General features: G+C 61.5%; 15 protein-coding genes. 10 read left to right on the top strand and 5 right to left on the bottom strand.

Annotated elements, in window-relative coordinates; translation table 11 throughout:
• The first annotated feature begins 156 nt into the window (after window positions 1–156).
• The 4 genes from BHC62_RS25330 (at window position 157) to BHC62_RS25315 (ending at window position 4,396) form a co-directional block, all read left to right on the top strand.
• Window positions 157–1,122 (top strand): 2-dehydro-3-deoxygalactonokinase, encoded by a 966-nt coding sequence (locus tag BHC62_RS25330; RefSeq protein WP_070996583.1) that lies wholly within the window; start codon window positions 157–159, stop codon window positions 1,120–1,122.
• A gap of 1 nt (window position 1,123) precedes the next feature.
• On the top strand, window positions 1,124–1,744 hold the full coding sequence (locus BHC62_RS25325) for a 2-dehydro-3-deoxy-6-phosphogalactonate aldolase (protein WP_070996581.1): 621 nt from the start codon (window positions 1,124–1,126) through the stop codon (window positions 1,742–1,744).
• Between the two features lie 48 nt (window positions 1,745–1,792).
• Window positions 1,793–2,941, top strand: a complete 1,149-nt coding sequence (gene dgoD / locus BHC62_RS25320) for a galactonate dehydratase (protein ID WP_029290255.1) — start codon at window positions 1,793–1,795, stop codon at window positions 2,939–2,941.
• 138 nt (window positions 2,942–3,079) lie between these two features.
• Window positions 3,080–4,396 carry an MFS transporter gene (locus BHC62_RS25315; RefSeq protein ID WP_070996579.1) on the top strand — a complete coding sequence of 439 codons (1,317 nt, stop codon included), beginning with the start codon at window positions 3,080–3,082 and terminating at the stop codon, window positions 4,394–4,396.
• A gap of 117 nt (window positions 4,397–4,513) precedes the next feature.
• On the opposite strand, the gene trpA is transcribed toward BHC62_RS25315, so the two are convergent.
• Together trpA and trpB are read right to left on the bottom strand one after the other, a co-directional pair.
• The gene (gene trpA, locus BHC62_RS25310) at window positions 4,514–5,323 is read right to left on the bottom strand and encodes a tryptophan synthase subunit alpha (RefSeq protein WP_029290259.1); all 810 of its coding nucleotides are present in this window, start codon (window positions 5,321–5,323) and stop codon (window positions 4,514–4,516) included.
• Window positions 5,323–6,549 (bottom strand): tryptophan synthase subunit beta, encoded by a 1,227-nt coding sequence (gene trpB, locus BHC62_RS25305; protein ID WP_029290261.1) that lies wholly within the window; start codon window positions 6,547–6,549, stop codon window positions 5,323–5,325. The genes trpA and trpB overlap by 1 nt, the downstream gene beginning before the upstream one ends.
• Window positions 6,550–6,658: 109 nt before the next feature.
• Here trpB and BHC62_RS25300 point away from each other — a divergent pair, with 109 nt between their 5' ends.
• The gene (locus BHC62_RS25300; RefSeq protein WP_070996577.1) at window positions 6,659–7,555 is read left to right on the top strand and encodes a LysR family transcriptional regulator; all 897 of its coding nucleotides are present in this window, start codon (window positions 6,659–6,661) and stop codon (window positions 7,553–7,555) included.
• Here the strand turns inward: BHC62_RS25300 and BHC62_RS25295 are convergent.
• Window positions 7,552–7,878 carry a YqjD family protein gene (locus tag BHC62_RS25295; RefSeq protein ID WP_003170746.1) on the bottom strand — a complete coding sequence of 109 codons (327 nt, stop codon included), beginning with the start codon at window positions 7,876–7,878 and terminating at the stop codon, window positions 7,552–7,554. The two genes, BHC62_RS25300 and BHC62_RS25295, sit on opposite strands and share 4 nt — an antisense overlap.
• Window positions 7,879–8,033: 155 nt before the next feature.
• On the opposite strand from BHC62_RS25295, the gene BHC62_RS25290 reads away from it, so the two are divergent.
• Together BHC62_RS25290 and BHC62_RS25285 are read left to right on the top strand one after the other, a co-directional pair.
• Window positions 8,034–8,249, top strand: coding sequence for a dodecin (locus BHC62_RS25290; RefSeq protein WP_029290270.1), 216 nt, complete (start codon window positions 8,034–8,036; stop codon window positions 8,247–8,249).
• A 113-nt stretch (window positions 8,250–8,362) separates the two neighbouring features.
• The gene (locus BHC62_RS25285; protein ID WP_070996575.1) at window positions 8,363–8,587 is read left to right on the top strand and encodes a DUF1161 domain-containing protein; all 225 of its coding nucleotides are present in this window, start codon (window positions 8,363–8,365) and stop codon (window positions 8,585–8,587) included.
• A 58-nt stretch (window positions 8,588–8,645) separates the two neighbouring features.
• Here the strand turns inward: BHC62_RS25285 and BHC62_RS25280 are convergent, their stop codons facing one another.
• The gene (locus BHC62_RS25280) at window positions 8,646–9,647 is read right to left on the bottom strand and encodes an LLM class flavin-dependent oxidoreductase (RefSeq protein ID WP_070996574.1); all 1,002 of its coding nucleotides are present in this window, start codon (window positions 9,645–9,647) and stop codon (window positions 8,646–8,648) included.
• Window positions 9,648–9,858: 211 nt separating this feature from the next.
• Between BHC62_RS25280 and BHC62_RS25275 the strand changes: the two genes are divergently transcribed.
• Window positions 9,859–10,290 carry an OsmC family protein gene (locus BHC62_RS25275; RefSeq protein WP_029290276.1) on the top strand — a complete coding sequence of 144 codons (432 nt, stop codon included), beginning with the start codon at window positions 9,859–9,861 and terminating at the stop codon, window positions 10,288–10,290.
• A 209-nt stretch (window positions 10,291–10,499) separates the two neighbouring features.
• Window positions 10,500–10,739, top strand: coding sequence for a DUF1161 domain-containing protein (locus BHC62_RS25270; RefSeq protein ID WP_029290278.1), 240 nt, complete (start codon window positions 10,500–10,502; stop codon window positions 10,737–10,739).
• On the opposite strand, the gene BHC62_RS25265 is transcribed toward BHC62_RS25270, so the two are convergent.
• Window positions 10,740–11,168, bottom strand: a complete 429-nt coding sequence (locus BHC62_RS25265; RefSeq protein WP_029290280.1) for a hypothetical protein — start codon at window positions 11,166–11,168, stop codon at window positions 10,740–10,742.
• 87 nt (window positions 11,169–11,255) lie between these two features.
• Here BHC62_RS25265 and BHC62_RS25260 point away from each other — a divergent pair, with 87 nt between their 5' ends.
• The gene (locus tag BHC62_RS25260; RefSeq protein ID WP_070996572.1) at window positions 11,256–12,299 is read left to right on the top strand and encodes an aminopeptidase; all 1,044 of its coding nucleotides are present in this window, start codon (window positions 11,256–11,258) and stop codon (window positions 12,297–12,299) included.
• Window positions 12,300–12,387: the final 88 nt, after the last annotated feature.

Below are 12,387 nucleotides of genomic sequence, written 5' to 3'. Positions count from 1 at the left end.
CTGTCGGTCGAATCCTCACGTTCATGTGCGTAGAACAGCACGGGGACGTGGGGATTTTTTCTACGTTGTTCCACTATATGGGATCAGTATTTATATATTGAGATATCCAGAGCCTTAGGTTTATAGTCGGCCATCTGCCACATTCCAGGTGAAGCAATGCCAGCGCACTTGATCGCGCTCGATTGGGGAACCAGTTCCCTTCGTGCTTATAAACTCGGCCCCGATGGCCAGGTCCTCGAACAGCGCTCGCTGGCGTCGGGGATCATGCATTTGCCCAGTGAACCGCGGTTGATTGCCGGCGTTCACTGCAGTGATGGTTTTGAGCTGGCCTTTGATGCCGCGTGCGGCGACTGGCTCGACGCGCAGCCCGGTCTGCCGGTGATCGCCTGCGGCATGGTCGGCAGCGCCCAGGGTTGGAGCGAAGCGGCCTATCGCCATACGCCGGTCGACGTTGCCAGCCTGGGCCTGGCGCTACACAAGGTGCGCAGCCTGCGCGGTGTCGATGTGCATATCGTGCCCGGTGTGATCGAGCAGGTCGGCTTGCCCAACGTGATGCGCGGCGAAGAAACCCAGGTGCTCGGCGTGCTGCAAGGCTTTGCGGCCAGCGCTGAGTTATTGATCGGCCTGCCCGGCAGCCATTCCAAATGGGTCGAGGTAATCGCAGGTCGCATCACCCACTTTGACACCTTCATGACCGGTGAGCTGTTTGCGGTGCTGAGCACCCACAGCATTCTCGGGCGCACGCAAAAGATCGCCGGGCAGTTCCAGGCTGAGGCCTTTGACCGAGGCGTGCGCGTGGCGCTTTCACCGGACGGCCAACGCGGTGTGCTGTCGACGCTATTCAGCGCGCGCACCCTGGGGCTGACCGCCGAACTGGCTGCCGAGCAGCAGTCGGACTACCTGTCCGGCTTGCTGATTGGTCATGAACTGGCCGGCTTGCCCGACCGTACTCGCAACACGCCGATCATCCTGGTAGGCGCCACCGCCCTCTGCGCCCGTTATCAACGCGCCCTCGCCCTGTGTGGTTTCAGCCAAGTCAGCCTCGCGCAACAAGCGACCGAGCGCGGCCTGTGGCAATTGGCGCTGGCCGCCGGGCTCACTCAACCTGCAATCGAGGCCTGACATGCTCAAGCAAGCACTCACACACAACGGTTTGATCGCGATCCTGCGGGGCCTGCGCCCGGATGAGGCCGGCGCTGTCGGCCAGGTGCTGTACCAGGCCGGGTTGCGGGTAATCGAGGTGCCGCTCAACTCGCCCGATCCCTACACCAGCATCCGCACCCTGCGTGAGACGTTGCCCGCCGATTGCCTGATCGGCGCCGGCACGGTGATGACGCCCGAGCAGGTGGAACAGGTGAAGGCGGCCGGTGGCCAGGTCATCGTCATGCCCCACAGCGACGCCAAGGTGCTACGTGCGGCAAAAGCTGCGGGCCTGTACCTGTCGCCCGGCGTTGCGACCCCCACCGAAGCCTTTGCCGCCCTGGCCGAAGGTGCCGATGTGCTGAAGCTGTTCCCGGCCGAGCAAATGGGCCCAGCGGTGGTCAAGGCCTGGCTGGCGGTGTTGCCGGCCGGCACGGTATTGCTGCCGGTGGGCGGGATTACCCCAGACAACATGCAAGTGTTCGTCGACGCCGGGGTCAAGGGGTTTGGCCTGGGTTCCGGGCTGTACAAGCCCGGCATGACGGTCGAGCAGGTGGCGAGCCGTGCCCAGGCGTATGTCGCTGCCTGGAACGCCCTGAACTGAGTGTGCCTGGCACCCCAGGTGCCGCATCCGACAAGAGAGAACAAGAAGATGAAAATCACCAAACTGACCACCTTCATCGTGCCGCCGCGCTGGTGCTTCCTCAAAGTGGAAACCGACCAGGGCGTGACCGGTTGGGGCGAGCCCGTGGTTGAAGGCCGCGCCCACACCGTGGCGGCCGCTGTCGAGGAACTGTCCGACTACTTGATCGGCAAAGACCCACGCAACATCGAAGACATCTGGACGGTGCTGTATCGCGGCGGCTTCTATCGCGGTGGCGCGATCCATATGAGTGCGCTGGCGGGCATCGACCAGGCGCTGTGGGACATCAAGGGCAAGGCCCTCGGTGTGTCGGTCAGCGACCTGCTGGGCGGCCAGGTGCGGGACAAGATTCGCGTCTATTCGTGGATCGGCGGCGACCGCCCGGCCGACACCGCCCGCGCCGCCAAGGAGGCCGTGGCCCGTGGGTTTACAGCGGTGAAGATGAACGGCACCGAGGAGCTGCAGTTTCTCGACACCTTTGACAAGGTCGACCAGGCCCTGGCGAACGTAGCCGCCGTGCGCGATGCAGTCGGGCCGAATGTCGGCATCGGCGTGGACTTCCATGGTCGCGTGCACAAGCCCATGGCCAAGGTGCTGATGAAAGAGCTGGATGCGTACAAGCTGATGTTCATCGAAGAACCGGTGCTGAGCGAAAACTACGAAGCGCTCAAAGAGCTGGCGCCTTTGACCAGCACCCCGATTGCCCTGGGTGAGCGGTTGTTTTCGCGCTGGGACTTCAAGCGTGTGCTCAGCGAAGGTTACGTCGACATCATCCAGCCGGACGCGTCCCACGCCGGCGGCATCACCGAAACCCGCAAGATCGCCAACATGGCCGAGGCCTACGACGTGGCCCTGGCGCTGCACTGCCCCCTGGGGCCGATTGCCCTGGCGGCGTGCCTGCAACTGGACGCGGTTTGCTACAACGCGTTTATCCAGGAGCAAAGCCTGGGCATTCACTACAACGAAAGCAACGACCTGCTCGATTACGTACGCGACCCGGGGGTTTTCGACTACGACCAGGGCTTTGTGAAGATCCCCAATGGGCCAGGGCTGGGGATCGAGATCAACGAGGAATATGTGATTGAACGGGCCGCCATCGGCCATCGCTGGCGCAACCCGATCTGGCGGCATGCCGATGGCAGCTTTGCCGAGTGGTGATAACGCGGTCCATGTGGGAGCTGGCTTGCCAGCGATAGCGATGTTGAATGTTCCACCGCCATCGCAGGCAAGCCAGCTCCCACCTCCCCATCAGATAGCCGTCAACCGACCTCAATAAACATAATAAGAGGCTCCCCCATGCACCCTGAAACCCTCATCGGGCAGGCATCTTTAGTCACGCCCAGCCGCAAGCGCTACTTCATCATGGTCCTGCTGTTTATCACGGTGGTGATCAACTACCTGGACCGCAGCAACCTGTCGATTGCCGCGCCGGCCCTGACCAGCGAACTGGGGATCGACCCGGTGCATGTGGGGCTGATTTTCTCGGCGTTCGGCTGGACCTACGCCGCCATGCAAATCCCCGGCGGCTGGCTGGTGGACCGGGTGCCGCCGCGCATTCTCTACACCGTCGCCCTGCTGTTGTGGTCCATCGCCACGGTGATGCTGGGATTTGCCGCCAGCTTCATTGCCCTGTTCGTGTTGCGCATGGCAGTGGGCGCCCTGGAGGCGCCGGCCTATCCAATCAACAGCCGGGTGGTCACCAGTTGGTTTCCCGAGCGTGAGCGCGCCACGGCCATTGGCTTCTACACGTCGGGGCAGTTCGTCGGGCTGGCATTCCTCACCCCGGTGCTGGCCTGGTTGCAGCACCACTATGGCTGGCACATGGTGTTTATCAGCACCGGCGCGGTAGGCATTCTCTGGGCGCTGGTGTGGTACGCGGTGTACCGCGAGCCGCGCGATTTCAAAGGGGTCAACAGCGCGGAAATCGAGCTGATCCGCGCAGGCGGCGGGCTGGTGGACCTGGATGCACAAACCGCCAAGCGCAAGGCGCCGTTCAGTTGGGTCGACCTGGGTATCGTCCTGACTAAACGCAAGCTATGGGGCATCTACCTGGGCCAGTTCTGCCTGAACTCGACCTTGTGGTTTTTCCTGACATGGTTCCCCACCTACCTGGTGAAATATCGCGGCATGGACTTCATCAAGTCCGGCCTGCTCGCGTCGCTGCCCTTCCTCGCGGCGTTTGTCGGGGTGCTGTGTTCCGGGTTGTTTTCCGACTGGCTGATCCGCCGTGGCGCCTCGGTGGGTTTTGCGCGCAAGTTGCCAATCATCAGCGGCCTGCTGATCTCCACGGCGATCATCGGTGCCAACTTCGTCGACTCGACGCCGTTGGTGATCGCGTTCCTGGCGGTGGCGTTTTTCGGCAACGGCCTGGCCTCGATCACCTGGTCGTTGGTCTCGACCCTGGCGCCGGCGCGGTTGTTGGGGTTGACGGGTGGGGTGTTCAACTTCATCGGCAACCTGGCGGCGATCACCACGCCCATCGTCATTGGCTTTCTGGCCACGGGCGACTCGTTTGCGCCGGCGATTACCTACATTGCAGTGTTGGCGTTGCTGGGGGCGCTGTCCTACATATTGCTGGTGGGCAAGGTCGAACGTATCGAACTGAGGGAATAAAGCTGTTGTAGGAGCGAGCTTGCTCGCGAAAAACGTCAAGACACCGCGTTCATCCAGGATGCCCGCGTTATCGTTGACGGTCTTCGCGAGCAAGCTCGCTCCTACAATGGGTGGGGATTATTTACGGGCGTTGCGTACACCTTCCGACAAGGCTGCACACAGGCTCAACACCCCATCAATCGCTTGCTGGTCGTTGCTGGCATTGGCGATGTGGTCGATCAGTGCCGAGCCCACTACCACACCGTCCGCCAGGCGGGCGATGGCAGCGGCTTGTTGCGGGGTGCGGATGCCAAAGCCGATGCTGATCGGCAGGTCGGTATGGCGGCGCAGGCGGCCGACCGCTTCTTCGACGTGTTCCAGGGTGGCGGCACCGGCACCGGTCACACCGGCTACCGAGACGTAGTACACAAAACCCGAGCTGCCGTTGAGCACCGTCGGCAGGCGTGCATCGTCGGTGGTCGGCGTGGTCAGGCGGATAAAGTCGATGCCCGCGGCCTGGGCCGGGTCGCACAGTTCGCTGTTATGTTCCGGCGGTACGTCGACCACGATCAGGCCATCGACGCCGGCTTCTTTTGCGTCAGCGATAAAACGTGGCACGCCGTACATGTGGATCGGGTTGAAGTAGCCCATCAATACCAGCGGCGTATCGCTGTTGTCCTTGCGGAACTCGCGCACCATTTGCAGGGTTTTCACCAGGTTCTGCTTGGCGCCCAACGCCCGGATGTTGGCCAGTTGGATCGCCGGGCCGTCGGCCATCGGGTCGGTGAAGGGCATGCCCAGCTCGATCACATCGGCGCCGGCTGCCGGCAAGCCCTTGAGGATCGCCAGGGAGGTGTCATACCCCGGGTCGCCAGCGGTGACGAAGGTCACCAGGGCTGCACGGTTTTGTTCCTTGAGTTGCGCAAAACGGGTTTGCAGGCGGCTCATCAGTGTTTCTCCTGCTTGGCGGTTTCCATATGGTGCATCACGGTCTGCATGTCCTTGTCGCCACGGCCCGACAGGTTGACCACCATCAGGTGATCCTTGGGCAGGGTCGGGGCGCGCTTGAATACTTCGGCCAGGGCGTGGGCGCTTTCCAGTGCCGGAATAATCCCTTCCAGGCGACAGCATTTGTGAAAGGCGTCGAGGGCTTCGTCGTCCGTTACCGAGGTGTACTGGACGCGGCCGATGTCGTGCAACCACGCATGCTCGGGGCCGATGCCGGGGTAATCCAGGCCCGCGGAAATCGAATGGGCGTCGATGATCTGGCCATCGTCGTCCTGCAACAGGAAGGTCCGGTTGCCGTGCAGCACGCCCGGTACCCCGCCGTTGAGGCTGGCGGCGTGCTTGCCGGTTTCGATGCCGTAGCCGGCCGCTTCGACGCCGATGATCTGCACACTGGTGTCATCGAGGAACGGGTGGAACAGGCCCATGGCATTCGAGCCACCGCCGATGCAGGCCACCAGGCTGTCCGGCAGGCGGCCTTCCTGGGCTTGCAACTGGGTGCGGGTTTCCTTGCCGATCACCGCCTGGAAGTCGCGCACCATCGCGGGGTAAGGGTGCGGGCCGGCCACGGTGCCGATCAGGTAGAAGGTGCTGTCGACGTTGGTCACCCAGTCACGCAGGGCTTCGTTCATTGCATCCTTGAGGGTGCCGGTGCCGGCCACCACGGGGATCACTTCGGCGCCCAGCAGCTTCATGCGGAACACGTTGGCCTGCTGGCGCTCGATGTCGGTGGTGCCCATGTAGATCACGCATTGCAGGCCAAACCGCGCAGCGACGGTGGCGGTGGCCACGCCGTGCATGCCGGCGCCGGTCTCGGCGATGATGCGTTTCTTGCCCATGCGCCGGGCCAGCAGGATCTGGCCGATGCAGTTGTTGATCTTGTGCGCGCCGGTGTGGTTCAGCTCTTCGCGCTTGAGGTAGATCTTGGCGCCGCCGCAGAATTCGGTCAGGCGTTCGGCGAAGTACAGCGGGCTTGGGCGTCCGACGTAATCGCGCTGGAAGTAGGCCAGTTCTTCGTTGAAGGCCGGATCGATCTTCGCCGCTTCGTATTCGCGGGCCAGGTCGAGGATCAACGGCATCAGGGTTTCCGCCACGTAGCGGCCGCCGAACGCGCCAAACAGGCCGTTGGCGTCAGGGCCGTTGCGTAAATCGGTCTGGGACTGAGTCATGGGGCGCTCCAGGAACAAAGTGTGGGAGAGGCAATGACGGCCACTCTACCTCTGACGCTTGACCGTGAAAACCGATAAGATCGCCACAACCTGTCAGGAAAACTCACAGATGAGCCGAGACCTTCCCCCGCTTAACGCCCTGCGTGCATTCGAAGCCACTGCCCGCCTCAACAGCGTCAGCCAGTCTGCAGAGCAATTGCATGTGACCCATGGCGCCGTCAGCCGACAACTGAAAGTGTTGGAAGAACATCTTGGGGTGAGCCTTTTCGTCAAGGATGGGCGCGGCATTAAACTCACAGATTCCGGTGTGAGGCTGCGCGATGCCAGCTTCGAGGCGTTCGAGCGCTTGCGCGATGTGTGCGGGGAGCTGACCCAGAGCAGCGCCGACGCGCCGTTTGTGCTTGGCTGCTCTGGCAGCCTGCTGGCGCGCTGGTTCATCCCGCGGCTGGGGCGCTTGAATGCCGATTTGCCGGATTTGCGCCTGCATCTGTCGGCGGGCGAAGGCGACCTTGATCCACGGCGGCCTGGCCTGGACGCCCTGCTGCTGTTTGCCGAACCCCCGTGGCCTGCGGATATGCAGGTATACGAACTGGCCAGCGAACGCATTGGCCCGGTGATGAGCCCGCACTTTGCCCACTACCAAGCCCTGCGCCAGGCACCTGCGCAGGCTTTGTTGGACGAGGCTTTGTTGCACACCACTTCACGCCCGCAAGCCTGGCCCAACTGGGCACAGCACCATGGCATCGAGGCCGGCGCGTTGAAGTACGGCCAGGGGTTTGAGCATTTGTATTATTTGCTGGAGGCGGCCGTGGCTGGCCTGGGGGTGGCGATCGCCCCGCAACCGCTGGTGGCGGAGGATGTGCGTGCCGGTCGCCTGGTTGCGCCGTGGGGCTTTAGCCAGACCCCGGCGCAACTGGCGTTGTGGCTACCCAAGCGCGCCGCGGATGGGCGCGCCCGGCAGTTGGCGCAGTGGCTCAAGGCTGAGCTTGCGCGCCAACCGGTTTAGTCACCGCGTTTGCACAGCAGGTAGGCAGCCAGCAGGCCCAGCGCGCCAACGGCAACGCCGGCGGTGGTCCACGGGTGTTCCTGCGCATAGTCACGGGTGGCAACCCCGGTTTCGCGGATTTTGACTTTGCTTTCTTCGTAGGCATCGCTGATCAAGTGGCGAGAGTGCTTGAGGGCATTCTCGGCATTGCTTTTGAGGGCCTTCAGGGTTTTGCGCGACTCGTCAGACGCATCGTCCTTGAGGCTCTCAAGGGATTTGAGCAGGCTCGAAATCTCGGCTTCCATGCTTTCCAATGACGCTTTGCGTAAAGAGGTGTTGGCCATGTGGGCTCTCCTGGAGTGAATGAGTAACGTGTGTTGATTCCGACTGCGGGGGTTTCAGAAAGTGCAGTAAATCTGAACTTTCAAGTGAGAAGTACCGCCAGAAGCAGTACGAAGAATCACTGCTAGGCTTCATTCAACCACCCAGGAGAACGCTCATGACTGATCATCACACCTATAAGAAAGTCGAACTGGTGGGCTCGTCCCCAACCAGCATCGAGGACGCCATCAACAATGCCCTGGCCGAGGCCAGCAAGAGCATCAAGCACCTGGAGTGGTTTGAGGTGACCGAAACCCGTGGCCACATCAAGGACGGCAAGGCCGCGCACTTCCAGGTGACCCTCAAGGTGGGCTTTCGTATTGCCAATAGTTGATAGGCACGGTTGAACTTGCACGCTGGCCGATTGCCATAACCTGCGCGACACCTTGGGGCGCCGATGCCAAATGCATCGGCGTACATTTTTTGATCAGCGCAAGGAAGTAACGGATGAAGAAGTTTCTGTTAGCAGTAGGTTTGTTGAGCCTGGCAGGTACAGCCCTGGCGGCTGGCAAGGACTGTGGCGAGCTGAAAAGCGAAATCGACGCCAAGATCCAGGCCAATGGCGCCTCCGCGTACACCCTGGAAATTGTCGATAAAGGCAGCGCAACCAACGGCGACGTGGTCGGCAGTTGCGAAGGCGGTACCAAGGAAATCGTCTACAACCGCGGGTGATCCCGTGTGGCAGACATAAAAACCGACGCCAGGGCGTCGGTTTTTTTGTGCCTGTGGATCAGTCTTTCATCACTTGCGCCAGCAGCTCGTAGGAATGAATCCGATCAGCATGTTCGTACAGGTCGCAGGTAAAGATCAGCTCATCGGCACCGGTTTGCTCGATCAATACTTCCAGCTTGGCGCGAATTTTCGCCGGGCTTCCGACCATCGCCAGGCCCAGGAAGCTGCCTACCGCATCCTTCTCATGGGGCAGCCACAGGCCGTCCATGCTATCCACCGGCGGGCGCTGCACCAGGCTTTGCCCACGCATCAGCGCGAGAATGCGTTGGTAGACCGAGGTGGCCAGGTAATTGGCCTGCTCATCGGTATCGGCGGCCACCAGGGGGACGCCGAGCATCACGTAGGGTTTGTCGAGTACTGCTGAAGGCTTGAAGTGATTGCGATAGACGCGAATCGCCTCATGCATCATGCGCGGTGCGAAATGTGAGGCAAAGGCGTAGGGCAAACCGCGTTCACCGGCCAGTTGCGCGCTGAACAGGCTGGAACCGAGTAGCCACACCGGGACGTTGGTGCCGGTACCCGGTACGGCGATCACCCGTTGGTCGGGGGTGCGTGGGCCCAGGTACGCCATGAGTTCGGCCACGTCTTCGGGGAAGTCATCGGCGCTGCCGGAGCGCTCGCGGCGCAGGGCGCGGGCGGTCATCTGGTCGGAACCGGGCGCGCGGCCCAGGCCCAGGTCGATACGGCCGGGGTACAGGCTTTCCAGGGTGCCGAACTGTTCAGCGATCACCAGCGGTGCATGGTTGGGCAGCATCACGCCGCCTGCGCCGACCCGGATGGTCGAGGTCCCGCCGGCCAGGTAGCCCAGCAGCACCGAGGTCGCGGAGCTGGCGATGCCATCCATATTGTGATGTTCGGCCACCCAGAAGCGGGTGTAGCCGAGTTTTTCCACGTGCTGGGCCAGGTCCAGGGAATTGCGCAGCGACTGCGCCGGGCTGCCATTGGCGCGCACCGGCACCAGGTCGAGGGTCGAAAACTTCACGTCGGACAACGGTTTCATAAGCCTGCTTCTCCTAAGGGCGCAGGCTTGTGACGAACCAAAACCTGCCGCTTCATGTGCATGCTCTATGCAATGAGGGCATATACCCGAGATTCAATAGCGAGCATGAAATTTCCTACTTGCGCGCTTGGTTTTTCCGACAGGGTGAACTTTGCCAGAGGTTCTATCCTCAGAACCTTACTGATGCACAACCACTGCTTGGGAGAACGCTATGAGTATTGTGAAAAAAGCCTCCGCACACTGGGAAGGCGACCTGAAAACCGGCCTGGGCTCTATTTCCACCGAAACCGGCGTACTGCGCGAAGCCCCCTACGGCTTCAAGGCCCGTTTCGAAGGCGGCAAGGGCACCAACCCTGAAGAACTGATCGGCGCGGCCCATGCCGGCTGCTTCTCCATGGCCTTTTCCATGATTCTCGGCGATGCCGGGCTCAAGGCCGACAGCATCGACACCCAAGCCGAAGTGACCCTGGACCAAGTGGACGGTGGTTTTGCAATCACCGCGGTCCATCTGGTCCTCAAGGCCAAGATCCCCGGCGCAAGCCAGGCGCAGTTCGATGAGCTGAGCAAAAAGGCCAAGGAGGGGTGCCCGGTGTCCAAAGTGTTGAACGCCACCATCACCCTGGATGGCACCCTCATCAACTGATCTGCGCAGGTCCAATGTGGGAGCGGGCTTGCCCGCGAAGGCGCTAGGTCAGGCAACAAATGTATTGGCTGACACACCGCCTTCGCGAGCAAGTCCCCTCCCACATTTTGTTGTGCGTTAAATCAGAACTCGCGTTTCGCAAATGTGGTCTCATACCCATGCAGCCTTTGGCGCACACCCGTGCGCAGCGCATTTAGGGAGCTTCACACATGAAACGTTTTGCCTTGGCGATTATCTGCGGTGCTTTGGCCACGTCGGCGCTGGCCGCGCCGAAAGACTGTGAAGAACTGAGGAGAGAGATCGAAGTCGACCTACAGGCCAAGGCGATCCCGTCCTACACGTTGGAAATCATCACCGCCGAAGAAGCCAAGAATCACGATGAAGCCATGATCGTGGGCACCTGCGAAAACGGCACCAAGCGCATCATCTACCAGCGCAACAATAACTGATCAGGGAATACAGTTGACGCTGCGCTCCTCTGCCAGCAACTGCCGTGCGGCGTCATACAGCCGGATGTTGGGGGTAAAGCCCAGCGAGCGCCCTTCCAGGCGATAGCGCTGACCGGCTTCGAACTGGTCGTATTGCAGGGTGATAAAACACGTGCGCTCCTGGGGCTGGTTCAACCCGCCGCCCAGGCCTGCGCCGGCATACACTTCAAAATCAAAACGCACCATCAACTCGTGGCTGCCCGGTGGCACCTGGAAGTAGCGCCCATCATCGAGGGCTTTGCCGTCCAGGCGTTGCGCCATGACCAGTTTGGCGCCCGGTGTCGGGGTGGCGAAATCGACCCAGGCCTGTTGCGGGTCGGCCGGCGGGATCGGTGTGGAGGTGCAGGCGCTGAGAAAAATCGCCGCCAAGGGAAGCAGGAGCTGACGCATAGTGAGCACTCAAGCGTAGGAATCGTATGAGCATACCTCCTGTAAGCCCGTTAGTCTGGCAGGCCAATGAGTCTGGAGCGGTTTGAAATGGTGCGGCGTTTATTGGCGGGGCTGGCGTGTGTGTTGCTCGGTGGTTGCTCCAGTGTCAGCTATTACAGCCAACTGGCCAGCGGCCAATGGCAACTGCTGCAGGCCCGCGAGCCGGTGGCCAAGGTGATCGCCGACCCGACGCGTGCGCAAGTTTTGCGGGAGCATTTGGCGCAATCCCAGAAGGCGCGGACCTTTGCCAGCCAAGCGTTGCACTTGCCCGACAACCAGAGCTACCGCCTGTACGCCGATATCGGTCGGCCGTACGTGGTCTGGAATGTCTTCGCTACCTCAGAATTTTCCTTGTCACCCCAGAACCATTGCTTCCCGATCGCCGGGTGCGTGGCCTATCGCGGTTATTACAGCCAAGGTGCCGCACGGGGCGAGGCTGCCTTGTTGCAACTGCGTGGCATGGATGTGTCGATTGGCGGGGTCGAGGCCTATTCCACTCTGGGCTGGTTTGATGACCCGATCATGAGTTCGATGATGCGCTGGGGCGAAGAGCGTCTGGCCACGGTGATTTTTCACGAACTGGCGCACCAGCGTTTTTATGTGAAGGACGACACTGAGTTCAATGAGTCATTTGCCACCTTTGTCGAACAGGAAGGCACCCGGCAATGGCGTACGGCCCGTGGCCTTGGGCCTGCGAGCGAGTCGGCCTTGAAGCAGCGCGACCAATTTACCCAACTGATCCTCGACACCCGCACCCGCTTGGAACGCCTGTATGCGCAGCCGTTGGCCGCCGATGCAATGCGCCAGGCCAAGGCTGACGAGTTCGAGCGTTTGCGCCGTGAGTATCGGCAGTTACGCGACAGTCAGTGGGCCGGCGACCCGCGGTATGACGCCTGGATCAATCAGCCGATGAACAATGCGCGGCTGTTGCCGTTTGGTTTGTATGACCAGTGGGTGCCAGCGTTTGCGGCGTTGTTTCGCCGGGAGGGAGGGGATTGGCTGAAGTTCTACAGTGCTGTGGAACAGTTGGGTGGGTTGCCGGTTGCGCAGCGTAAATTGGCGTTGAAGCAGTTGGTCGGTGGCGGCCTTTAGGGCCTCATCGCAGCATAAGTATCTACACAACTTTGCCGCAACGCCTAGATCCAGGCAGATGGCGCAGTTGTGGCGAGCGGGCTTGCCC

It is taken from the genome of Pseudomonas sp. 06C 126, assembly GCF_001855215.1.
Classification (GTDB): Bacteria; Pseudomonadota; Gammaproteobacteria; order Pseudomonadales; family Pseudomonadaceae; genus Aquipseudomonas; species Aquipseudomonas proteolytica.
This window is presented reverse-complemented; position numbering and strand designations above follow the sequence as displayed.